The following is a 23335-nucleotide window of genomic DNA, read 5'->3' as shown; positions in this document are numbered from 1 at the left end:
TAGACCCGTTTGTTCAAATGTCATCATCGTATTTTTAAGTTGAAGAGCTAACCGCCCTTCCGGTCCAAATAGCACTGATGACAAAAAACTAACTTTGCAATATATCCCCTTGCCACCGATGCAAAAAATTGAGCCGCAAAGGTAGTCTTATTTTCTTACAAAACACAATAAGTCCATTTCATTGCCTTAAACGATTAAAATTTAAGGCATTTGCTGCCATAAATTACTCTTCCATTTCTTTTAAGATATTCTCGACTTCAGTTTGAGTGGTGTGCAACTTCTCTTTACAAAACTTAATGAGCACAGACACTCGTTTTACTTTTTCCGAAAGCTCATCGACATCGAGCTCCTCGTTCTCTATTTTTTCAAGAATTTCGTCGATTTCCTCGACGGCCTCTTTATAACTCATTTTTTTTGCTGCCATGCTTCTCTGTTTTTATAATTTTACTTTTTACTGTTCCATCGGACAATTGAGTTTGCAGTTCATCTCCTTCATTCAAATCGGCCACCGACTTAATAATTTTTCCATTTTTATACGACAAACTGTAGCCTCGCTGCAAAATACGAACCGGGTCAACCAACCGTTGCTTTACCTCCAATGACTGGAGCTTGTTTTGCTGCAACCTAAACTCGTCTGCCATCCTAATTTTCAGCACATGCGTTCGTTCTTCCATTTTGGTTCGATCGGCACGCAGAAGTCGTTGTGCCCAAATATTCAACAGGCTTGTTTTTTGCTTCAGCCCATGTTGTTGATCCTGCACCAGATTTCGCCCTTCCACGATGAGTTGTTGCGAATAATTCCGAAACTGATCTTTTCGTTGCTTCAAGAATCGTGGAACACTATTTTTTAATTGAAGGCTATTGATTTTAAAACGATGCTTCTCTTCGGTAACCAACTCCCGAACCCCATGTTTTAATTGCTGTACTGCTTGTTCCAGAAAGTTTTTTTCTTCAGCTAGCCTTTCTTGTACCAAATCAACAAACCGACTTTCAAGGTCGTTGAGCAGAAGTTCGAAATTCTCGGCTCCGTTAATTAAAAACTCAGCCACTGCGGTAGGTGTTTTCATTTTCGTATGGGCAACCAGATCAACGACCGTTTCGTCCTTCTCGTGACCAATACCTGTAACGACCGGGATTGGAAACTGAGCCACATGATAAGCCAATTCGTAATGATCGAAACTAGCCAGATCGAGCTGAGCACCACCGCCCCGAATAATAACCACCAAATCGAAAAAATCTTCGTACTGATAGATTTGCTCCAGTGCCTGAATGACCGAACTGGCTGTTTCGGCCCCTTGCATTACGGCTGGGAAAAGCTTGGTATAAAACCGAATTTGTCTGGGATTATGATTGAGCTGGTCGATAAAATCTTGCAGACCGGCAGCTGTTGGCGACGAAACAATGGCAATTCGCTGTGCAGCCATCGGTAAATCCAACTCCCGGTTCATATCGAACACACCATCGTTCTGCAACTGAAGAATAATTTCGCGGCGTTTCCGGGCCATATCCCCCATGGTGTAAGTCGGATCAATATCGCGAATATTGAGGCTCATCCCATAGACCGGATGAAATTCGACTTTGGCACTGACCAGAATCTTAATCCCCTGTGTAAATGACTGCCCGGTGATGGTTTCAAAATAAGGCTTCAACATGCGAAAGCTGTACGACCAAACAGTTGCCCGGGTACGCGCCAACACCTCCTTACTCTGAGGGTCAACATCAACCAACTCCAGATAACAATGGCCGTTCCGATTAACGGTCATCTCACTAATTTCAGCTTTAACCCAAACTAAATTGGCAAAAGCATCGTCCAGCGTATCTTTAATTAACTGGTTCAATTCCAATAAGGAGAGTTGATTATTACTCATAACGAATTTCTTAGTCCAACAACAGCGATGAATTTTCTACCGATCCGACTTTACCACCTTTACCGTTGCCTGTTCACTTCCACAACGAAGGTGAAGCAAATACAAACCACGCGGTAAGGTAGCCAAATTCGTTAGCACTAGCGGGTTGGCCGCGGTGATATTTTCTTTCGAAACAACCATTCCTGCGATGTTTACAACTGTAACTTCAAGTAATTCAGATTGAAAATCGCTCAACTTGCTCAGATAAATTTTCGATTGAAAAGGATTTGGGTAGGCTGTCCATTCGGCGTCGGAATCAACAAAAAGGCTCTTGAGATACCAATCGGCGCGCTCAAAATCAGGAATCCCATATCCTAAAAGGGAATCAGGGGCTGCATACTGACTTGCACTTTGCTCGATAGCTTTTTTGATCTGAAGAGCAGTTGCATTGGGATTGGCTTGCCACAAACAGGCCGCTAGTCCGGCCAAAACCGGCGACGAAAATGATGTTCCGTTTGAAACACCCGCTGAGCCGTCGGAGCGAATCAGACTTGTACCCCACCCCATCGCGACAACATTTGGTTTCACCCGACCATCAGCCGAGGGCCCCAATGAACTGAAGGGCGCCCAAACTCCCTTACTGTTAACGGCTCCTACACCAATAACAAACTCTCCATCGGAAGGAGCGATCAGGTACCGCCACGAATCATTGGCTTCATTTCCGGCGCTGGTAAAAACCAACATCCCTTTTTGAACGGCAATATCGGCCGCCCGACTTATTCTGGTTGTTGCGCCATCCATATCGGAATAGGAATGATTCATCGACGAATTATCAAACTCGTAATAGCCCAAAGACGAATTAATCAAATCAACCCCTAGTGAATCAGCGTATTCGGCTGCAGCAACCCAGTTATCTTCTTCAATTAAGTATTCCGTCGAAGCATCTTCTGTTCGAAATAAATAATACGACGCCTCAGGAGCAGTTCCGATTAGCGTTCCCGGCAAGTTAGCCGCCATTGTTGATAAAACACTGAGTCCATGCGAATGCTCCTGGTACACATCATTTCCGGGCGAAACAAAATCGCGCTCTCCCAACAGCCTTCCGCCAGCAAACAAACCGGTAAATGCGCTGTATTCATTCACCTTGTAAAAACCGGCATCGAGCACGGCAATCTGCATTCCTTCTCCCTTGATGTTTTGATTATGAAGATACTGCCCGTTTAATTGCCCAACCTGGTAAACAGACGAACCGTACCGAGCGGTATCAATTTGTTCAGTCACTTGCTCATCGGCCCATTTTTGCCGGGTTGACTTTAAGCTCATTCCGGGCTTTGTAAGTTCAACCAACGATACGAATTCAAGCTCCGAAATTGAAGCCGCCAACTCCTGGTCGGCTTGAATCGTCGCACCATTCAACCATTTAGACTGATGAACAACCAATGCGCCAAGTGACTTTAAGCTATCGACATACACCGCCGGCACAGGCAAATCCCGCTCATCGATGGCGATTCCCTGCCTTACCCGCCTGTCGATTGCCCGTTGAGATAGAAAAGCTTCGGGCTGTCCGACAGAAAACGTTGACGCCGACTTGCCGTCGAAAGCAACCCAATAGTAGTTTTGTGTACTTTGCGACTGACCTTTTTCGGCCCAAAGAAGGGTGGCCACCAAAAGCAATATTTTCGGTAAGAGCCTAATGTTCATCTAGTGAATTCCTTTCTGAATCATGTATTCTACGGGATCACTCATAAAAGTTTCCGGATCAATCACTTTATTGCGATTATCATCCAGTTGTTTGTACCTGATTTGTTCCAAACTATCCAACACAGACTGATTGAGCACCAACCCGCGATCATAAATTAGAGAATAGCTGTAATTTCCACTTTCATCGTAGTATTTCCATTCATTGTGTCGAATGCCATTTTCGTAAAATGCTTCGGTTTCCATTTCACCATTGGGGTAAAAAATCTGACAAAATCCATCCCGCTTATCGTCCTTCATTTGACATTCAAAATACACCTTTCCATTTGTAAGGAACGTTTTATAAACACCCTCCAATTTGCCATTCACATAGTTGCTTTCAACAAACAGTTCTCCGGTCGGATAATAGGTTTTTGCGATTCCGTTTTTTAATCCGTTCGCCCAGGTTTCCTCCGCTGATTTCTGACGTTTTTTGTAATAAATCCAACGCCCTGCCTTTTCCTGCCCCAAATAAAAACCTTCGGCCACCTTCACGCCTGTCTCATCGAAAAGAATAGCCACAGCAGTATCTGAATCAGCGCGATAGTTAATTTGTGCTTTCACTACGCCATTGGAATGGTATCGTTTCCATTCGCCAACCGGTTTGTTCTTCTCGAAATATCCCCGATACAAAAGCTTTCCGTTCGGCTGTTTCTTCTCCCAAAGTCCTTGTTTATTCCCGGCTGCATCGACCTGGTTCATCACCTCCTGTGCTTTCGCAGATTGACCAATCAAACACATCAGAAAAACGGACAAGAGTGTAATTCGCTTCAACATCAAATTATAGTTTTAAGTAGACAGATCAAATCATGTTCATCGATCAAAACTAATGAAAAAAGCGGAGCCTGAAAGAACCCCGCTTTGCATTCAACAATCAATTTTTTGATTTATTCAGTTAATGATTTCAACAACAAACGCACCGAATTAACCGACTCAACCTTGTATGTTGCAGCTGTATTTTTCAAGCCTACTTTCACCGTAATTGCTGTTTCCGGTAGCTCACGGAACATGTATTCATCGGTCCAGTCGTCTCCTATAGCTAAGATACAATCAACCTGATGATTATTCAGGAAACGCATGGCAGCGATTCCCTTATTAATTCCACCGGCTTTCACTTCAATTACTTTATTGCCCTCCATAATCTCCAGATTATAGTTCGAAATCATATCGTGCAACTCATCCTTCAGTTCGTTTGCACGTTGTTCGCCTTGTTCAGGTTCAGCTTTGCGGTAATGCCAAACAAGCGAATAGTTTTTTTCTTCGATGAAAGTTCCAGGTGTCCGGTCGACATAGGATTCAAGCAGCGGCCGAATGGACGGTTTCCAGTTACTATTCAGGTTGTCGATCATTTGCCAATCTTCCCCTAAACGGCGTAACCACACTCCGTGTTCGGTAATCAGATTCACTTTGTGATTTCCCAGCCAACGTTCGAGTGTTTCCCGGTCGCGGCCACTAATTACAGTAACCATATTTTTCGGGTCACTCTCCAGAGCAGTCAGCAATTTATGCAATTCTTCATCCGGGCTGGCAGCTTGCGGGTCGTTTTTAAATCCAACCAACGTTCCGTCGTAATCGAGAAATATGGCCCGCTTCTTTGCGGAAAGCACCCGATCGACAATGTCTTTCCGAACGGAAGGAGTGATTTTCTTAGCCAAGAAGTTCTGCTGAATACTTTGCACTTTCTGCAATGACTTGACAAATTCCGATGCCCATTTGAATACATCGTACCGGCCAATACGCTGCTGAAGTACTGTCATTCGGTCCTTTTGCTCCTCCAAAGGCATCGTTAATGCCTGATAAATAGCGTCGGCAATTTCCGGTTCATTATTCGGATTAATCATGATCGCTTCACCCATTTCCTTGGAAACTCCAGCCATCTCGCTAAGCACCATGACTCCGGTTTGATTAATCCGCGAGGCAATATATTCTTTGGCAACCAAATTCATTCCGTCCCGAACCGGAGTAACCAAAGCCACATCCGACAAACTATAGAGTTCGATGAGGCTGTCGAACGGAAGCGAACGATAGAAGTACCAAATAGGGGTATAATTCACACCACCAAACCGACCGTTAATTCGTCCAACCAACTCATCGATTTCGCTTTTCAGCAATTTGTATTGTTCAACTTCGGCACGCGATGGAACAACCAGCATTATTAGTGTTACCCGGTTTCGGAACTCGGGATAATGCTCCAGAAAATGTTCAAAAGCGCGAATGCGGCTCGGAATTCCTTTTGTATAATCCAATCGGTCGATGGAAAGAATTAGTTTACGATCCGATCCCATTAAAAAATACTTTTCCAGTTCGCGGTGCAATTCCGATTTCTCCGGCAATGATTTTCGGAAAAGCTCATTCGCTTTATCCTTAAACTTCGCATAGTCGATTCCCATCGGAAATGCATCACAAAGAATAATTCGGTCTTCCATATGAATTTCATTGAAAGTAACCTCATATCCCAATAGCCGACGCACAGAACTCAGAAAATGCCGTTCATAATCATAGGTATGAAATCCAAGCAAATCGGCACCAAGCAGCCCTTGTATCAGCTCCTTACGCCAAGGCAGGATTCGGAACACTTCGAACGAAGGAAACGGGATATGAAGGAAAAACCCGATAGTCACATCCGGGTTCTTTTCCCGAATCATTTGCGGCACTAACAACAACTGATAGTCGTGGACCCAAATGGTATCGCCTTCATTAGCTACTTCCAAAACAGCATCAGCAAAGCGCTGATTGACTTTCTTATAGGCTTCCCAATAATCGACATTGTACTCAATATACTGCGCAAAATAGTGGAATAGTGGCCAAATAACATTGTTACTAAATCCTTCGTAGTACAAGTTAATTTCCTCACTATCCAGGTGTACTGCCTTGCAATTTTCGTTTACCAGTCTTGCGTCAATTGTCTTCAACTCACTGGTTGTCAAATCATCGGACGGAATCCCGGACCATCCGATCCATTTTCCACCAAAATCCTTGTAAATCGACCGCATTCCGGTAGCTAATCCGCCTACGCTTGGGGTAAATGTAAAATCGTCATCCTCTCGGTTAATACTTAAAGGTAATCGGTTTGATACGATATGAATCTTATTCATAAGGTTATGCTTTAGTTTATTCTTAAATTATTTACTTGTGAAACCATCGTCGTACGTGTCAACATATCTGCTAGTTAAATGTTGGAAATGTTATTATCCATTCGGAACACGCACTTACGATCATGTGTTCTGAAGTATAATACTTAATTTTGACATTTTGAATACGAAAAGCGATCAAAAATCTGCTTTTCCCGTAAAACGATAATTTTGTCTGAGACTTACAAATATAGTTAAAAAAACAAATTAGTTAACAGAATATCAGACTGAACGTTTTATGACTCAACGATACATTTTGCCTATGAAGAATTTAAATTACGGAGTGGTTGGTAATTGCAGAAGTGCCGCGTTAATTTCAGAACAGGGAGCGATTGAGTGGCTCTGCTTACCTCAGTTCGATTCGTCGTCAGTGTTTGCCTCAATTTTGGATGAGAAAAAAGGAGGATTTTTCACCGTTGTACCCAAATATCTGGAAAGAACGGAGCAACATTATGTCGCGAGAACAAACATTCTGGTTACACGGTTTCACTGCCTTGACGGAGTATTCGAGATTCACGATTTCATGCCTCGCTATCGAATCGACGTTAACGCGTCGTATTACACTCCGCCGGATATTGTTCGTTATTTCAAACACATCGTCGGTGATCCGGAAATCACACTAAAATATCAGCCAATGCTGGAATACGGGGTGCCCGGGACTAAAAATGTTGTCAAAGCCGACTACATCAAATCGACAACAACCAGCGGACCTTACGATTCGCTCTATATGTATTCAAGTTTCGACCTTTCGATTTTTGACGGATCGAAAACGGCAAAACTGATTAAAGATGAATTTTGCCTGATTAGCTACAATCAGAAATTGCTTCATCAGGATGTTCGCCGTTCGCGATTAAAACTGGAACGAACTAAGGTGTACTGGCTGAATTGGTCGGAGCGAACCACTTCCTTTAAATATTTCGAAGAGCAGATTATCAGGAGTGCGCTCACGTTAAAGATGTTGAGCTTCGACAAAAGTGGGGCTATACTTGCAGCACTAACCACATCGCTACCCGAATCTATCGGCGAAGAACGAAACTGGGATTATCGGTTTTGCTGGATTCGCGACGCTTCGATGGTCGTAAAAATTATGACCTCGCTGGGCCATTTCCGAATGGCGCGCCATTATCTGGATTTCATTATCGATATTCTGCCCGATAAAGATGAGAAAATGCAGATCATGTATGGCATCAAAGGTGAAAAAAAGCTGACTGAAAAAACCCTGGATCACTTAGGAGGCTACGAAGATTCGTTCCCGGTTCGTATCGGAAACGCTGCCTACAAACAAAAACAAAATGATATTTACGGCATCTTACTAGATGTGATCTACCAACATTTTGAATTATACTCAATCAGTCTGGACCACAGCGAAGAGCTTTGGACGATTGTACGGAATATTTTAAAGGTAGTGGAAGCCAACTGGCAAAAACCCGACCGTGGAATTTGGGAAATCCGCAGTGAAAACAAGCATTTCACATTCAGTAAAGTGTTGTGTTGGACCGCTGTTGACCGTGCTGTAAAAATCGCCGGATTACTCAAGCAAGAGAACAATATTCATAAATGGGAGAAGTTGCGCGATAAGATTAGTCAGGACATTCATAAAAACGCGTGGTCGGAAAGCAAAAATTCGTTCACCCAGGCATACGGGTCGAATGATCTGGATGCTTCGGTGCTTTTAATGGAATCGTACGGATTCATTGAGGCCTCAGACCCTCGTTATGTCAATACAGTTCTTGCCATCCAAAAGGAACTGGAACACAATGGCTTGATGTTTAGATACCGTAACAAGGATGACTTCGGAACGCCGAAATCAGCGTTCACAATATGCTCATTCTGGCTTATCAACAGTTTGTACAAAATAGGTCGAAAGAAGGAAGCATTGAAGAAATACAAAATCCTATTGAGCTACTCAAATCATCTAGGTCTATTTAGCGAAGATCTTGATTTCGAAACCAAACGGATGCTCGGTAATTTCCCGCAAGCCTACTCGCATTTGGCACTGATTGAAACTGCCATGACCATTTCGGACAGTGAGCTGACCGACGACGAAGAAATAAAGGAATTCATTCATTAATTTGAACATTATATCGTAAAAAAAAAAGGATCCGATCGGATCCTTTTTTTTTGCCATATAAACGTTAAGTCTATGAACGAAATGCACGCAGCATCCATAACTTCTTCTCGGTATTGCTAATTAATTCGCTGAATAGAGCATTGGTTGCCTCGTCTCCCCGATCAGCTGCATTGGCTTGAATTTGATTCATTTGTTCCAGTAAAACCTCTGTTTGAGCAACCGTATAATTCACCGCTTCAATGCCATCACTCACATGGGTAATTTCGTCTAAACTTGCATTTGCCAGGTAGTCAGAAAACGAATGGAGTGGTTCCCCGCCGACCATCAAAATTCGCTCGGCTACTTCGTCAATAACTTCTGCCATTTCGGTGTAATACTCCTCAAATTTTGCGTGCAACACAAAAAATAAACTTCCTTTCACATTCCAATGGAAAGCTCTCAGGTTCTGATAGTGAACCTGAAGGTTCGAAACAAATTGATTTAACTCGTTTACAACAACTTCGTTTGCCGGATTAATTTTTACTTCTGTTTTCATGATTTCAATTTTTATAATTTATATACGTTGATTTTTATTTGATAATTCAAAGATACTATAAGCTATATTTATTATTTTTATGCTGCTATTACTTTTATTTATATCCTATGAATTTCAACCAACTAAAATACCTCATTGAACTAAGGAGGCATAAAAGTTTTTCGGCAGCGGCCGCTGCTGTCAACATTAGCCAACCAGCCTTAAGCATTCAAATTCAGAAACTGGAGGAGGAATATGAGTTTACCCTCATTGATCGGACCAAACACCCTTTGGCACTAACAACCGAAGGAGAACTATTCTATGAAAAAGCATTGGAAATTGTGCAATTAGCTGAGGATCTGGAGCAGCTTGGCCTCAATTTCGAAGGTCAACTGGAAGGAAAGTTACGCGTAGGAATTATCCCAACACTCTCGCCCTATCTGGTGCCTTTATTTATGAATGAACTGACACGAACATACCCCTCCATAAAAGTTGACATTCTGGAATTAAAAACCGAAGATATTCTGTCTCGTTTAAAATATAACGAATTGGATCTGGGCATCATCTCAACTCCGGTGAAAACAACCAATATCGGTTTTGTGCCACTTTTCTACGAGCAATTTTATTTATATGTATCGAAAGACCATTTGCTATTTGAGAAAGACTCGGTAATACTTGACGGAATTAATGAAACAGAATTACACTACTTGCACGAAGGAAATTGCTTTCAGAATCAGGTCAACTCCGTTTGTCGGATTCCGGATTACAGCGAGTCGGATGCTCCTTTTCGCTACCTATCCAACTCCATTGAATCGCTAAAACGAATTGTGGAAAACCAGGGCGGATTAACCTTTATTCCGGAGTTAGCAACCAGCAATATCCCGGCTGAATATGAGACCATGATCAAAGAAATTGAATCGCCAACACCAATGCGCGAAATAAGCGCCTGCTACCTGAAAACCACGGGCTACAAGAAAATGGCGCAGGTTTTTGTTGAGGTTCTGCTCCAAAACATTCCTGCCCGGATGAAACAAAAGCCATCTCAGCCACCACTGGCAACCAACATTCGATCCTGAATAAAATCCCCCATGAGCTCTTGCCTACGAGTTCTTGTCGGATGACCTGCTCCCATGAGATAGAGATGTGTGTCAACTCGTGATTCACGTTTATTTCTTTCAGGTATCACGGATCGACTTGGCAATAAACTGGCTTTCATTACCATTACTGGCAGTCATTCCATCGTCGTGAGTTCCGCCAAAAAACATGACAGAGCAACCAAACTACTTTGTGCTGCTTAATGCTGGTTTTGAACACATGGCTCATGATCCGGTGAGTAAAAATGCCATTTTAGACTGGATCTTCTATGCTTCGCATCGCATTGAATTAACCGGTGAATCATTGCGGAAAAACAAAATGAAGAAAACTCAAATAAAGTATTTTTTTTGGCCACGAACTCATTCTTTTTTTGTGTGGCACAGCACCACCGAAACAAGTGGCACAATTACACCAAGATATCAAACCTTGCCTGTACGCGAACATTTTCATGAAATTCGACACCTGAGTTACAACTGTCAGCAACTTCGTACAATTCTTCGTATTCTTATTATGATGCATCGACTTCTTCTTCGCTTACCTTTTCAACATAGGTTACTAAATCACAAACTCCATAGGTAGCAATTTGCCATCCAAATTTTATTTGAGCTTAAACATTCTCACCTTCAGTTAACGCAATTTCGTGCATATCATCAACGAATCAGGCAACTTTTAGACCCTGAAATTCAGACCAGCCAATTCTAGCACAACACCAGTTAGCGACATCGGTTTGCACCTGTTCGTTCTGCCAATAACCAACAACGACTTTACGATTCTTGCGCATGCGGGCATTAATAAAGCCATACTCACGACCGCCATGTGCACTCTGGAGAAGGCTCATGTAATCCATGTCAATTTCACCCCTTGGCAAATTCTGGTTTTAGTGCGGATGCAATTGCATAAAAGGTTTATTTGAGGCTTTTAAACCGGCAATCCACATTTTGGCAGGAGAGAAAATATGCATCCAAGTAATTATTCCTATACAGTTTTTATCCGCGCTGGCTTGTGCACAAATATCCAATATTTCATCGGGTGTTTTAACCTAAGGTTTAAAAACAATGTTTATTGGGATTTCGCCGGTAGCAGTGAAGTCTTTTTCAATATTGCTTGAATCTTCATCAACCTGTTGTAACGTTTTTGGTCCAAAAAGGTGTTCACTACCCGTTATAAACTACACTTCCTTAGATCTTAAGGTGCTGTTTGTCTTGATTCATATTACCTGAGCAGTTTTGTATACTTTTTATTATTTGGCAAAAAATTAGACCTTTACAATGCGGTCTAAACCTTTCACGGGTACCTCTTTTTTGCAACGATAATAAAATGCTCCTTTTTTCGATTCCGATGCATCTTTTTCATTTAGGCGCTCCAAAACTTCTAGCGATAAAATTTTCTTGCGGAAATTACCAGGGTCGAATTCTCGCTGAAAAATGGCTTCGTATAATCTACGCAACTGAAGCAATGTAAATTTATCAGCCAAAAGCTCACTTCCAATTAAACGATAGCCGGCCTCTTGCTGCAACTTCACCAAGGCCTTATCTACCATTTTGTTATGGTCAAAAACCATTTCAGGAAGTTCTGACAGCGCCCACCAATGCGCTCCGCTTTCACGAACACATGCTCTATCGTGTTCATCCATGCGCACCAATGCATAGTAGGCAATGCTAATTACACGGGCTTCCGAATCGCGATTGGGCTCGGCAAAGGCAGAAACCTGCTTCATAAAAATATCTTCCAATCCGGTTGTTTGTTTCAACACACGTTTTGCCGCATCATCCGACGATTCTTCATCCTGGACAAAGCCTCCCATTAAAGACCAAACTCCTTTGGAAGGTTCAAAACCTCGTGGGTACAATAGCAGGCATAACTCCCCTTCGTTATACCCAAGAATTACGCAGTCGACTGCTACAAAATATTTCGGATGTTTATTGTAAAGTTCCATCATGTCAAATCTCGTCACAAATCTAATACAAGTACATTAAACTTTTATTTCTATTTTATACTTTTTGTTATACCGCAACAGAGAGGACACCAAACCCTTCTAATAGCGCAGAAATACTAGTAATACATTTTCAATAAGTCAACATCCACAGACATAAAGAGGACAAATCTGTAAACTATAATATAACGTGATATATGAACTTCCTCTTTACTGCACAAGTCTGCTATTGATATGCTCGATCAAGTATGTGTTTAACAGTTAGACAGAGCGGTTTTAAAATTAAACCCCTCCAAAGTATGCTTAACCTCCACAATATTTCCGTAAGCATCAAACTCCATTTTATTGACACACACCTCGCGATGGAAGCCGGAAAAACGGCCCATTTCTTTTCCTTTCGGATAAGTCATTCGGTGGTAAACCAAATACCACTCATCTTTTCCTGGAACCTGAATGGTTGAATTATGCCCTGTCCCCAGTATTTCCTGCTTCGAATCTTTTTGAATTACGATGTTGTTTTCAGGAATAGTAAGTTTGTCCCAAAGGGCTTTTACGTGTTCCATATCTTACTTTGTAATTCGGGCTGCGGGTATCGTCTTCCGACCACATAAAATAATAGGTTCCATCTCAGAAAAGAACATGAGCTCCTTCCCGATATGTTTTGTCGGGCGTCATAATGGTTGAAGTTTCCATTTTTTGCGAAGTCATATCGTCGTTCAACTCGGCACCGGCCATGTAACCATTTCCCCAATAAAGGTAACTTTTTCCGGTTTTGGGGTCGGTAAATACATCCGGATCAATTTCCTGACCTCCTTTTATTTCCTCAACTCTCCAATCAATTAAAGGTTTACCCGAATCTACATAAGGTCCCTCAGGATTATCGGCTACCGTGACACCAATATTTTGGTTGTTTGTATCGTTATTTCTTCCGCAGAAATAAAAGAAGTATTTGTACGCACCGTTTATTTCTTTCTCGATAATACACGGTGCCCAGGCATTAATATTTGCCCAGCAAACATCTTCTCTCAAATTTAAAATTACATCTTCATCCTCCCAATTAACCAGATTTTCGGAAGAAAATGTTTAAAAAAAGTAGCCACCCTAGTTATAAAATCCGTCGCTGTATGGATCGATGTAGTATTTTCCTGTTTTTTGGGAATACAAAATATCCGGGTCGGCATAAAAACCATCCAAAACCCTGTTATTATCTTTTGCCTCGGTTACCCTATTGGTCACTACCCCTTTAACTTCAATACTAACGGTGTAATCAACATGGCCATTTGAAAAATTCTGTGTACCTTCAGGAGAAATTTTTGTTCCTGAAAAAGACGTGAATTCAGGATCGAAATTTGCTAAATCGGCGCCTTCTTTAACCGGTAAACGCATTATTCCTTTTCACTATCAATTAAAACATTTTGTTTACTAACACTTTCAGCATTGACATCAATTAATGGTTCTCAACTGTGCCCCACGTTTCAATTACACGTTTTAATTCGCTTTTTGTAATAGGAATTACTGTACCATGCCGCGGATGAAAATTCATGGAAACGGCTTCATCAATAACCGTAAAATTCTCGAGATCGGAACTTTTCGTAAATTGGTAACGTCCTTCTCCATAAACGTCGTACATCAAAATCCATTCGTCGGAATTATTTAGTTTAAAAACCCCCGAGCCTTCCACACGTTCCGTCTCTTTATCAACCCTATGAAAATACGGGTACTCGTATCCTTCCGTTAGTTTATCAGAAATAGCCAGCTTAATTCCGGGTGCTCCACTTTCCGATTTATGAAACATATAGAATTTACCATCCTTTTTAATGATGTCGCCATCGATACAGGCATTATTTGTAGGATTGTACAGCAACTGTTTTGGCGCTGCTTCCAAGGCTGTAAAATCATTGTTGGCGTATGCGTAATAAATAATATCGGGGTCGTTATTTTGTTTCATCGAGAAATAAACCATGTATTTTCCGGCTTTATCGTCGTAAATAGTTTGCGGTGCCCAAACGCGCCAAACATTGCCAAACTCTTCAGGAAACGCCTCTGGTATATTCACTACCGACGATTCCCAGTTCACCAAGTCGCTTGATTTTAACAATACCATGGCGTAGTTCTTCCAGCCCATTTCGGTGGTATATAAATCAGTAACCACCATGTAAAAATTACCATCCGGTCCACGAAGAATATGCGGGTCGCGAACTCCACCTGTTTTACAAATGTCTTTATTGTCGAGAATGGGTTGATTATTATTTAGCGCACGGTAATTATAGCCGTCTTCGCTAACTGCAAACCGAATGGATTCTTCTCCGGGATCGTTTCCTATAAAATAGGAAAATAGGTAAGCTTCGTATTTTTCTTGTTTGGTGCAACCGGCTAATAAAATAACCAGGATAACTATTGGGAGTGTTGATCGTTTTTTAATTTGTTTCATACTATTACTTATTTATACCTTCAAGGTTTTTGAAACCTTGAAGGTCTCCATTATTAATCTTGAATTCTTATTTTACACACATAAAATGCATTTCCCTGAACCTTTAGCTCGAAGCCTTTTTCTTCAGCCCAAACCGACGAATGTGCAGGCATGATTGTATTGGGCGCTTCGCGTGTATTTACTGCTTCGGGCTGATTGGTATGCAAACAGGTAATTTCAATCCTTTTTCCATTAAGTGTTTGCTTCAAACCATTAAGGTCTATTTTAATGTCTTGTACTTCATCACCAGCATTTGCAATCTTCACAATAACTTCCGAGTTTATCCTATCAATAACCGCACTTGCATACAAACTGTCTTGTCCGGTAACATTTACTCCTTCCGAAGTAAGAGTTAATACATTAGTTCCGGGATTTTGGGCATACATTTGTTGCACGTAATAATTTGGGGTACGAACCACCTGCAGGTTATCGAACCAAATCATATCTGGCTTCCATTGCCAGGCATCGTAATGTGCGAATAAAGGAGCATAAGTTGCCAGGTGAACAATGTCGGCGTTACGTTCCAAACCAGTCATGAAGGCAGCTTCTGAAATGGCTGCACGTAAATTGTTATCGCGACTTTTATGATGCGAAGCAAACTCTCCAGCAAACACTTTCGGCCCAGTGCGGTCGTAACTATCGTAGCGCGCTGCATTTGCCAAAAACCATTCGGGGCTGCGGTAATAATGTTCATCCACCAAATCAACTTCCAGTTCCTTCATTTTGGGCCACAAATAGTCAAACTTATCCCCATCGGGTGCCGGCCCTGAAGTTCCGATTATTTTAATTTCAGGGTGTTTTGTGCGCAATACTTCCAGGAACGGAATTAAACGCTCTACATAAGCTTCGCCCCATTGTTCGTTACCAATAGCCAGATATTTTAGATTAAATGACTCGGGATGCCCCATTTCGGCACGAACTTTTCCCCATTTAGAATCAATATCACCGTTTGCAAACTCAATCAAGTCCACAGCATCCTGAATATAGGTTTCTAAATCATCAACATGTACACATTCGGTACTTTCGTACTGGCAGGCCAAACCACAACTAATAACCGGAAGCGGTTCGGCTCCAAGGTCTTCACTTAGCAAAAAGAACTCGTAATAACCCAACCCATACGTTTGGTAATAATCGGGAAAGAAACGGTGTTTAAAAGTATAATTCCAGCGGTTTTCATTCAAGGGTCTGTTCTCAACCTGGCCAACGCTGTTTTTCCATTGGTAGCGAGTGTCAAGCGTGTTGCCTTCGATAATGCAGCCACCAGGAAAACGAAACACTCCGGGATTTAATTCATAAAGTGCTTCTACCAAATCTTTGCGCAAACCATTCTCACGGTTTTTCCATGTTTCAACCGGAAACAGAGAAATGTGGTCGAGGTCAACTTCACCTTTTGTCTTTAAAATTAACCGCAATTTGCCTTTTGCCGATGTTGTTTGGGCTTCTATAAGCGTTGTATATTTTTTCCAGCTTTTTCCATTAATTACAATCTCGGCATCAGCAATAGCATTGTTCTCTTCACTTACCAATTCAATTCTGAATTTCTTTTCACCACCATCCAATGAACGGGCGTAAAAAGAAAATCTGTAATTATTGTTCTGCTTGTAGCCAATGCCTGTAAAACCAACATTTTCAAGTCCAGTTCCACGTCGCAACCCGTTCTCGTTTAACCGTACATAGTTTGGATTTCTGTCAAAACAAGGAGATTCGTTCATCACTTTTACCTCGCCAAATGGAGTCCACCCCACAAAAGGTTGATGAAATTCGAAGGAGCGGTTTTTTATGAGCTCAGCATACAAACCACCATCGGCACCAAAGTTAATATCTTCAAAAAACACACCGTACATATCAGGCTGTATTTCGGCACCAATGTTTTCTACGTCAACAGTAAATTCTTTTTGCGCGAAAGTAAAATGGCCAGTTGCCAAAAGTACTAGTATAAAAATCTTGATTCTCATCTCTATATTCGTTTAGTTGAAATTATTTTACAATTTATCAAAACTCATTTCCAATCCCCAGTGTTCGCATAATTTCTCCGCTTCATCTTTGGTTAAATGTATTACGGCACCATGTTTTGGTATTTCAAAATTGGTAGCTTTCATAACTCCCTCATTAAACCTGCCCAAATCATTAAAACTCTTAAAATCGGTTGTTTCCCTGAAGCCAAAGTTGTGTGGTTGGATTCCATAGATATCATACATTAACACCCACTTTTCTTCACCTATTCTTTTCCAAACGTTTGGTGCTTCACATTTTACGTCTTCAGAGTCGTACCACATTGGATCGTATACATATCCAGTATTGACTTGTCTCGAAACGGCTTGTTTTATACCCGGCGTTTCATCGTGAGCAACATAAAACATGTGAAATTGATCTCCAATTTTTGTAATATCAGCATCAATATAAGAGCTATCAACCAGATACTGAAACAATAGTTGCGGTTCTGTTTCAAGTTCTGTAAACGCTGTATTTGTATAGGTGTAATACAACCTTGTTTTACCATCTTTAAAACGCATGGAGTAGTAGATCATTGGTTTGCCGGCTTCATCGTCCCAAATTGTTTGAGGTGCCCAAGCGCAACCAATACTATCATAACCTTGAAAAGTTTTGTCAATAGCAACCGTTGTGTGTGACCAATGAATCAAATCTACTGATTTCATTAACACAAAACCGGTGTTGTTTCCCCAACCGTATTCTTCGCGTGGCCGCTCCCATTCTCTTGTCCGAAAACCGGCTTGTTTGGCGTAAATATGTAAATCGGTCATGGTCAGGTAAAACATATTATCGGGCCCTCGCATAATGTGCGGATCGCGGATACCTTTTTGTCGGGCAATTGTATCGCCAGAGATTACCGGATTTCCTTTGTTTATATCTGTAAAAGAATAACCATCGGCACTTAGCGCCATGTGAAGACTGTGGTCGCTGTCTTTAAAATAGACCATCAGATAAGCCTTCATTTCTTCTTCCGAAGGAACCTTGGTTTTTGTTGGTTGCAAACAGGATGTTACAGTGAACAACAAAGCTATCAGCACTATGAAGCTGTTCGATTTATTCATTTTCAGCTATGATTTTAAAACATACAGCCGTTGAAAAGTCCATTTCCGAAGGGCATTCTATTCTCATGGCCGCATTTTCCTGCTTCCACTTAATCTCTCCCGGGTAGCCCAATAATTCTACTTTTTCTATCTTTTTACCCAAAAGTTGTGCATCTTTTCCAAGCGAAACAATTTGTAATTTTTCTCCGGCTCTGGGAACGTTCATACACCACACATACAGGTTGCCGTCTTTGCCAACAGTAAACCGGAAATCGGATGTGGAGAACTCATGATTGGCCTGGTGGTCTCCAATTTTACCTCCGGGAAGAACATTCAGTTTACCCTTAGCACCTTCGCCCAGCACCTTCCACGAATGACTTCCATAAATTCCTTCTCCGTTAATTTTCATCCACGCACCAACCTCTTTAAGCATTTTTGCGCTCCCTTCATCTATCGAACCATCGGGAAGCAACGAAACACAAAGTCCCACATTCCCATCGCGCGAAACTTGTTCCAGTAGATAGCGGATTACGGCATCGGGGCTGTAATTGAAATCGGGGCCATAAAACCAATCGCCAACAGGTGTTTCTGCAATCCAGTCCTGATCGGTTTTTATATCGTGCGGAATGTGTCCTTCCTGTGTATTTACCGTTCCATTGGTTTTCTTACGGAATTTAACAATGCTGAAAACATCAACTTCGCCTCGACGTTCCAAGGTTTTATTGTAAAAGTCGGCAATTACACGCTGCATGGCATCGCATTTATAACCGGTACCTGTTCCAAAGCCACTAAACGGTTGCTGGTCGGTGCCATCGGTATAAATAAAGTCGGGCTGGTATTTATCAACTGCATCCATCATGCGTAGTGCCCACCACTTTGAATACCACTCGGCAAATTCGAGGTGATTATGAAAAATGCCCGCAGGAGGTGGACTCCAAGCAGAGTTTGCCGCTTTGTCCATACCTTTATATTCTCTTAGGTTAACTCCGTAAAGGAAGCGCGGATCAAGACCTTGCCACCACTTTCCTTTGCCATCGGCAAGTGTCAAATTGCCATCATAAGGAACACCAACTTTTTCGCCTTCGGTATCGCTTTGAAAAGCGGTTTGCCACCACCACCACGAATACTCGTGATGAAATGCTATTCCAAAACGAATACCGGCTTTTCGGGCTGCCTTTTCCCATTCGCCCATTAAATCGCGTTTAGGGCCAAGATTAGTGACATTCCAGGGTTGATACTTCGAGTCCCACATATCGAACTGATCGTGATGTACCCCTTGAATAATTAAAAAACGTACTCCTGCATCACGATAGATTTCAACCAATTTGGCGGGGTCGAGTTTGTCGGGATTCCAGTCACGCAAAACTTCTTTGTAACCAATTTCAGAAGGATGTCCATATTTGTTGAGGTGATTTTTATAGGCACTGGTGCCGGGTATATACAACCGGCGTGCATACCAATCGCCACTTCTCCCTGCCGATTGCGGGCCAAAATGTACCCACAGGCCAAACTTTGCCTCCCTCAGCCAATCGGGTGTTCCCGGATAATTGGCCTCAATCGATTCCCAGGTTGGCTTGTAAGGACCCGCAGAAACTGGTAGGTCGAGTTTTACTTCTTCGAATGATTTTGCATCAGCTTGTGTTACCGAATTTTCCGGTTGTTTTTCGGGTATTTCCGGTATTGGTGGAAGCTCGTAATCTATCGATGATGCCCGTTTGGGGTCTTCTTCAAGCTTTTTCTCCTTCGTTGTTTGCTCACACGATAGCATTAAAATAATGCATATTAGGATTAATGGTAGTTGTTTCATAGTCTTTATTTCATTATTGTTAAACCAATTAAACCCACAACAACTTCTTGCGATAACGTTTCCAGGGTAACGCTTTCCAGTTCCACATCCTCTCTTAATTTAAGGTTGAGCAACATAGCCCTACAGTTTTCGCCCAGTTGAACGGTTTCCGGAAATACCTCCGGCATACAAAACTTATCTGTCTCTGAAGTATAATCGTTTCTGCTTCCTTGTCCCGGAGCAGTTGCACGAGCTGAAATTGGACTTAGGTTCCAGTAATTATGGGGAGGAACAAGTTCAAGTGAATCGCTCTGTCCATCGGAATAATTTAGGTAAATAACTGCATTGGCGATGTTACAATTCATAACATTGGTTGACCCTGAAACCAAAAAATAAATCGCTTTACCCGTTTTGTTTACGGGAAAATTAAGCTTTGTTGGGAAGTTATCCCACATTGATGTAAAAGCAATATTTCGGTCACCGGCACTCCAATCAAAAGGTACACCCTGCGGCGTTTGCAGGCGATTCTTTTCAGACAGCATATTCGCTACATTATCTGTTTTTATTTCGGGAGGGGTACTTTTCCAATGCCAGAATGTCCAGGGCGAATAGCCATCCGTTCCCAAACGAACAGAAACTGTATTGGGTCGTGGCGACAAATAGTTCTGTTTGTAAATAGTAGTGATGTCTGCATTGTGTTGAGCTGCTAAATTAACACATTCCCATTCTGCATCTTGAGGTACCTTTTTAACCTTTCGCTCAAGTTCCTTTTTATCGGCTTCAGGTGTTTTAATTTTTAAACGAAATACCCTGTACTGCGTTGCTTCGTCAACCCTTACTTTTGTCAGTAGGGTGTGGTATCCTTTTTTATCGGTAAGGCTTGCGTGTAGTATTCCATCTTCGATGCTTGCCTCTGCAATTGCTCCCTGTGGATCTTCAAAAGAGACGATCATCGCGTCCTTAACATTCAGTTCAATTTTGTCATCAGCATTTCCTTCAATAAATACCGGATCAAATAGAGGTTTGGTATCTTTTGTTTCGATTAATATGTTGGCTTTAGTGGCATTCTCCAGTTCAACTTTAAGCAAAAAGCAACCAACTCCTGGTTCGATACTGTACTTGCCTTGTTTTCCGTTAATGCTCACATTCTCGATTTTCCCAGCATAAACAGGCAGTTCAAGCCCCATCGTTGCAGGTCGGCTGATTTCAATATTGTAGTTTATTTCAGATGCATTTCTTTTAAAATCAACTAAAAAATCGGGTAATTCCAATGTTGCAAAATCCCAGTCAACCGGAAATTGTGGTTTTATCTTCACCCTTCCATTGGGATAATCTGGTTGAAATCCGAACAATCCTTCTACAAGAGTTCGGCTAAAAGGGTGCACACAATCACCAAAATCGGTTCCTCCCTGATGTCCGCCAAGGTTGCCGGGCACATGGTGATTAAATGCCGTATGGGTATATGTTCCCCGCAAAATATCCCAGGCATCTTTTGGCAAACCTGCCTGATAATAACTTAAAGCAAGGGCATAATTATCGCCTGGCCATTTTTCGCGTACCGACCAAATACCGGGAACCCAGTTCGAACTCCACACCTGGCGACCGCCATAAGGCACAGTATCGTTTTGCAATGCCCACTCAGTATAATAAACCGACTCAATAGATTGAAGCGGAGAAGTTAAGCCGGCATCAACAGGTAAAAATATGCTGTAAATCCATGGGTCTTCGTGCAGGCGTTCGCGCCCTCCTTGTTCGCGGTAAGCACCTGAATGCCCTTTATCTTTTATCCAAAGTTTATCGAAAAACCCTTTCTTTATTTTTTCAAGCATTTTGGTGTGGTATTCTTCTGCCTTTTTATCACCTTCATTGCGAGCCATATCACGTGCCGCCTGATGTCCGCGGTAGGCATAAGCAGTTTCTTCGGCAGAACCTCCTCCATTGTACCATTGCGAGTCGCTGGGCCACGAGTTCAGGTAACTTTCGTAAGTCCCATCGCCATCAGGGTCAAAACAATCGCGCAACCACTCAAGGTGTAATTCAAGACCACCTCTTAAAACTTTAATTAATCCGGGGTCATTTGTCCAACGGTACTCCTGAATCAACTGGTCGAAAAACTGAGATTGCATGTTGTAGAATTTCTGGTCTTGAACGATACGTCCCTTACCATAAAACCTCGAATCTTTGTTTTGTTCGGTAAGTAAAGCATAAGGATCCGCCTTAGCTTCATTTTTATCTGACTCTTTTACCTGCGATGCAATGTAGTAGTTAGCTTGCTCTCGCACCCTGTTGTGCCAACCGTACATGGTGCCTCCAAAAATAGTTCTCCAACCGGGGAATGGCACATTCCAGGTCATACAAGCATGTACAAAAACCGGTGGATACCAGGTTGCATCTACAGCAACCAACGATGTTTTTGCCATAACATTCAAATACGGATCAGGCGTGTTTATTTTCATTCTTGATAGTAAATTCGCCTTTTTTTCTTGTGCCAAACGAAACGCTTGTCTGGCTTCATTTCCCTCAAAATATTTAATTTCTCCTTTTTCATTCAGGCTAAATGCGAGAGAGTGTACATTGGTTGAATTTAAAAACTCTCCATAAAATACGGGGGAAGCTAAGGTATTCCCGCAATCTTTCCATTCCATTAATTCAGGATGCCCCATTATATCGAAACTGCGTAAGAGGTTTTCTCCGGGATAATGTTTCGCTCCGCCAAAATACCAGAGAATTGAATCACCTTTTTGAAGATTGTTTGTCTCAAGCTGAACGGCCATTCCTATTCCTGTTGCTGAAGGAAGTACATTTAAGTTTATTTCAAGGTCATTTAAACGGCTATCTTGAAGCCTCCACTTCATTTGTGCCGGAGCGAAGAATGAGTTGGTTTGATCGAACTCGTCCAGTTGCAAACTTATTCCATTACGTTTTACCACAAGCACCAGATTACCAAATAAATCGCGGTGTTTAATAAATCGGATAAGCGGTTTGTCTCCGGTTAAAATCAATCCATCGGTATTATTTATATATAACGGACGGTTGTTGTAACGGTTGATATTGTTCCCAATAATATTTTCTCCATCGGTTTGATAGGTGGTTGTGTTTTCTTCTTGTTGTTGCTGAGTACAGGAAAGAAACAACGCAAAACAAAAGAATGTTAGCAAGATGTATCGGTTTTTCATGTTAGTTTTTGTTTAATCAGCTCAAGCAAAAGTACAAATTACTTTTATTAATATTAGTACATTTCTGCGAGGAGTGGTACTATTTTGATTTTATATTTCATCCTGTTTAAATTGGTTATTACCAACATCATAGCATGTAAATCACATTATGCTAATCATCCTCTTTGGTGTGAATATTTTACATACTCGTTTCATAAAATCAAAATCTATTTTACAGAATAACTACATCTTTTTTTCTTTCTTTTGGCACTACGGCACCACTGTTAGTTGGGTTTCAAGGTTGTACCCGAATTTAACCACACTTTGGTGCCATCGTACAGGATTACTTCCGACATTTGTCCCAAGGGAACATTTATCTCTGCGAAACTTTCATATGTATTTTGCGGTTCAATAAACAAAGAAAGAAGCCCACCTAAAGCAAGAGCAAACATAAAAACAGCAGCGTAACGAGAAATCGCATATAGAAGTTTTACCGTTTTTTTGCCTACGGGTTTTACTAATTTGATTCCACGAATTTATTTGAGAGACATGAGAGAGAGGCTT

At 41.7% G+C, this 23335-nt stretch carries 18 protein-coding genes and 1 pseudogene; 3 read left to right on the top strand and 16 right to left on the bottom strand.

The window, feature by feature from the left end; genetic code table 11:
- Positions 1-223: 223 nt before the first annotated feature.
- The 5 genes from xseB to ABZD21_RS13565 all read right to left on the bottom strand — a co-directional run bounded on the left by xseB (position 224) and on the right by ABZD21_RS13565 (position 6679).
- Positions 224-424 carry an exodeoxyribonuclease VII small subunit gene (xseB, locus tag ABZD21_RS13585; RefSeq protein ID WP_372775577.1) on the bottom strand — a complete coding sequence of 67 codons (201 nt, stop codon included), beginning with the start codon at positions 422-424 and terminating at the stop codon, positions 224-226.
- Positions 399-1868 (bottom strand): exodeoxyribonuclease VII large subunit, encoded by a 1470-nt coding sequence (gene xseA / locus ABZD21_RS13580; protein WP_372775576.1) that lies wholly within the window; start codon positions 1866-1868, stop codon positions 399-401. Before xseA ends, xseB begins: the two co-directional genes overlap by 26 nt.
- Positions 1869-1904: 36 nt before the next feature.
- A complete protein-coding gene (locus ABZD21_RS13575; protein WP_372775574.1) occupies positions 1905-3548 on the bottom strand; it encodes a S8 family serine peptidase in 1644 nt (547 codons plus the stop codon).
- Complete coding sequence (locus ABZD21_RS13570; RefSeq protein ID WP_372775573.1) at positions 3549-4361, bottom strand: toxin-antitoxin system YwqK family antitoxin; 813 nt, start codon at positions 4359-4361, stop codon at positions 3549-3551.
- A gap of 110 nt (positions 4362-4471) precedes the next feature.
- Positions 4472-6679 (bottom strand): bifunctional alpha,alpha-trehalose-phosphate synthase (UDP-forming)/trehalose-phosphatase, encoded by a 2208-nt coding sequence (locus tag ABZD21_RS13565; protein ID WP_372775572.1) that lies wholly within the window; start codon positions 6677-6679, stop codon positions 4472-4474.
- A 298-nt stretch (positions 6680-6977) separates the two neighbouring features.
- Here ABZD21_RS13565 and ABZD21_RS13560 point away from each other — a divergent pair, with 298 nt between their 5' ends.
- Positions 6978-8786: a glycoside hydrolase family 15 protein gene (locus ABZD21_RS13560; protein ID WP_372775571.1), complete on the top strand. Its 1809-nt coding sequence runs from the start codon at positions 6978-6980 to the stop codon at positions 8784-8786.
- A gap of 70 nt (positions 8787-8856) precedes the next feature.
- Here ABZD21_RS13560 and ABZD21_RS13555 read toward each other — a convergent pair whose 3' ends face one another.
- Positions 8857-9321: a Dps family protein gene (locus tag ABZD21_RS13555; protein ID WP_372775570.1), complete on the bottom strand. Its 465-nt coding sequence runs from the start codon at positions 9319-9321 to the stop codon at positions 8857-8859.
- A gap of 107 nt (positions 9322-9428) precedes the next feature.
- Here ABZD21_RS13555 and ABZD21_RS13550 point away from each other — a divergent pair, with 107 nt between their 5' ends.
- A complete protein-coding gene (locus ABZD21_RS13550; protein WP_372775569.1) occupies positions 9429-10376 on the top strand; it encodes a LysR family transcriptional regulator in 948 nt (315 codons plus the stop codon).
- Between the two features lie 187 nt (positions 10377-10563).
- Positions 10564-10974, top strand: coding sequence for a hypothetical protein (locus tag ABZD21_RS13545; RefSeq protein ID WP_372775579.1), 411 nt, complete (start codon positions 10564-10566; stop codon positions 10972-10974).
- Here ABZD21_RS13545 and ABZD21_RS13540 read toward each other — a convergent pair.
- The 10 genes and pseudogenes from ABZD21_RS13540 to ABZD21_RS13495 form a co-directional block, all read right to left on the bottom strand.
- A pseudogene (locus ABZD21_RS13540) lies at positions 10904-11560 on the bottom strand (hypothetical protein). The gene ABZD21_RS13545 and the pseudogene ABZD21_RS13540 overlap by 71 nt on opposite strands.
- Before the next feature lie 90 nt (positions 11561-11650).
- The gene (locus tag ABZD21_RS13535; RefSeq protein ID WP_372775567.1) at positions 11651-12334 is read right to left on the bottom strand and encodes an NUDIX domain-containing protein; all 684 of its coding nucleotides are present in this window, start codon (positions 12332-12334) and stop codon (positions 11651-11653) included.
- A 248-nt stretch (positions 12335-12582) separates the two neighbouring features.
- Positions 12583-12891 (bottom strand): family 43 glycosylhydrolase, encoded by a 309-nt coding sequence (locus ABZD21_RS13530; protein ID WP_372775566.1) that lies wholly within the window; start codon positions 12889-12891, stop codon positions 12583-12585.
- 64 nt (positions 12892-12955) lie between these two features.
- Positions 12956-13357 carry a family 43 glycosylhydrolase gene (locus ABZD21_RS13525; RefSeq protein WP_372775565.1) on the bottom strand — a complete coding sequence of 134 codons (402 nt, stop codon included), beginning with the start codon at positions 13355-13357 and terminating at the stop codon, positions 12956-12958.
- A 72-nt stretch (positions 13358-13429) separates the two neighbouring features.
- Positions 13430-13714: a hypothetical protein gene (locus ABZD21_RS13520; RefSeq protein ID WP_372775564.1), complete on the bottom strand. Its 285-nt coding sequence runs from the start codon at positions 13712-13714 to the stop codon at positions 13430-13432.
- A 61-nt stretch (positions 13715-13775) separates the two neighbouring features.
- A complete protein-coding gene (locus tag ABZD21_RS13515; RefSeq protein WP_372775563.1) occupies positions 13776-14759 on the bottom strand; it encodes a glycoside hydrolase family 43 protein in 984 nt (327 codons plus the stop codon).
- Between the two features lie 53 nt (positions 14760-14812).
- Positions 14813-16753 (bottom strand): alpha-L-arabinofuranosidase C-terminal domain-containing protein, encoded by a 1941-nt coding sequence (locus tag ABZD21_RS13510; protein ID WP_372775562.1) that lies wholly within the window; start codon positions 16751-16753, stop codon positions 14813-14815.
- A gap of 27 nt (positions 16754-16780) precedes the next feature.
- Entirely contained in the window at positions 16781-17851 is a 1071-nt protein-coding gene (locus tag ABZD21_RS13505; RefSeq protein WP_372775561.1) for a glycoside hydrolase family 43 protein, read from the bottom strand.
- Positions 17844-19637: an alpha-L-fucosidase gene (locus tag ABZD21_RS13500; RefSeq protein WP_372775560.1), complete on the bottom strand. Its 1794-nt coding sequence runs from the start codon at positions 19635-19637 to the stop codon at positions 17844-17846. Before ABZD21_RS13500 ends, ABZD21_RS13505 begins: the two co-directional genes overlap by 8 nt.
- Before the next feature lie 5 nt (positions 19638-19642).
- Positions 19643-22792 (bottom strand): DUF4450 domain-containing protein, encoded by a 3150-nt coding sequence (locus ABZD21_RS13495; protein ID WP_372775559.1) that lies wholly within the window; start codon positions 22790-22792, stop codon positions 19643-19645.
- Positions 22793-23335: the final 543 nt, after the last annotated feature.

Origin of the sequence: Mangrovibacterium sp. (assembly GCF_041596335.1) — a bacterium.
Classification (GTDB): Bacteria; Bacteroidota; Bacteroidia; order Bacteroidales; family Prolixibacteraceae; genus Mangrovibacterium.
Note: the sequence above shows the minus strand (reverse complement) of the source record. Positions and strands in the feature narration are given on the sequence as shown.

Coding starts and splice junctions, on each gene's coding strand:
- xseB (WP_372775577.1), bottom strand. CDS start 424: ATGGCAGCAAAAAAAATGAGTTATAAAGAGGCCGTCGAGGAAATCGAC.
- xseA (WP_372775576.1), bottom strand. CDS start 1,868: ATGAGTAATAATCAACTCTCCTTATTGGAATTGAACCAGTTAATTAAA.
- ABZD21_RS13575 (WP_372775574.1), bottom strand. CDS start 3,548: ATGAACATTAGGCTCTTACCGAAAATATTGCTTTTGGTGGCCACCCTT.
- ABZD21_RS13570 (WP_372775573.1), bottom strand. CDS start 4,361: ATGTTGAAGCGAATTACACTCTTGTCCGTTTTTCTGATGTGTTTGATT.
- ABZD21_RS13565 (WP_372775572.1), bottom strand. CDS start 6,679: ATGAATAAGATTCATATCGTATCAAACCGATTACCTTTAAGTATTAAC.
- ABZD21_RS13560 (WP_372775571.1), top strand. CDS start 6,978: ATGAAGAATTTAAATTACGGAGTGGTTGGTAATTGCAGAAGTGCCGCG.
- ABZD21_RS13555 (WP_372775570.1), bottom strand. CDS start 9,321: ATGAAAACAGAAGTAAAAATTAATCCGGCAAACGAAGTTGTTGTAAAC.
- ABZD21_RS13550 (WP_372775569.1), top strand. CDS start 9,429: ATGAATTTCAACCAACTAAAATACCTCATTGAACTAAGGAGGCATAAA.
- ABZD21_RS13545 (WP_372775579.1), top strand. CDS start 10,564: ATGACAGAGCAACCAAACTACTTTGTGCTGCTTAATGCTGGTTTTGAA.
- ABZD21_RS13535 (WP_372775567.1), bottom strand. CDS start 12,334: ATGATGGAACTTTACAATAAACATCCGAAATATTTTGTAGCAGTCGAC.
- ABZD21_RS13530 (WP_372775566.1), bottom strand. CDS start 12,891: ATGGAACACGTAAAAGCCCTTTGGGACAAACTTACTATTCCTGAAAAC.
- ABZD21_RS13520 (WP_372775564.1), bottom strand. CDS start 13,714: ATGCGTTTACCGGTTAAAGAAGGCGCCGATTTAGCAAATTTCGATCCT.
- ABZD21_RS13515 (WP_372775563.1), bottom strand. CDS start 14,759: ATGAAACAAATTAAAAAACGATCAACACTCCCAATAGTTATCCTGGTT.
- ABZD21_RS13510 (WP_372775562.1), bottom strand. CDS start 16,753: ATGAGAATCAAGATTTTTATACTAGTACTTTTGGCAACTGGCCATTTT.
- ABZD21_RS13505 (WP_372775561.1), bottom strand. CDS start 17,851: ATGAATAAATCGAACAGCTTCATAGTGCTGATAGCTTTGTTGTTCACT.
- ABZD21_RS13500 (WP_372775560.1), bottom strand. CDS start 19,637: ATGAAACAACTACCATTAATCCTAATATGCATTATTTTAATGCTATCG.
- ABZD21_RS13495 (WP_372775559.1), bottom strand. CDS start 22,792: ATGAAAAACCGATACATCTTGCTAACATTCTTTTGTTTTGCGTTGTTT.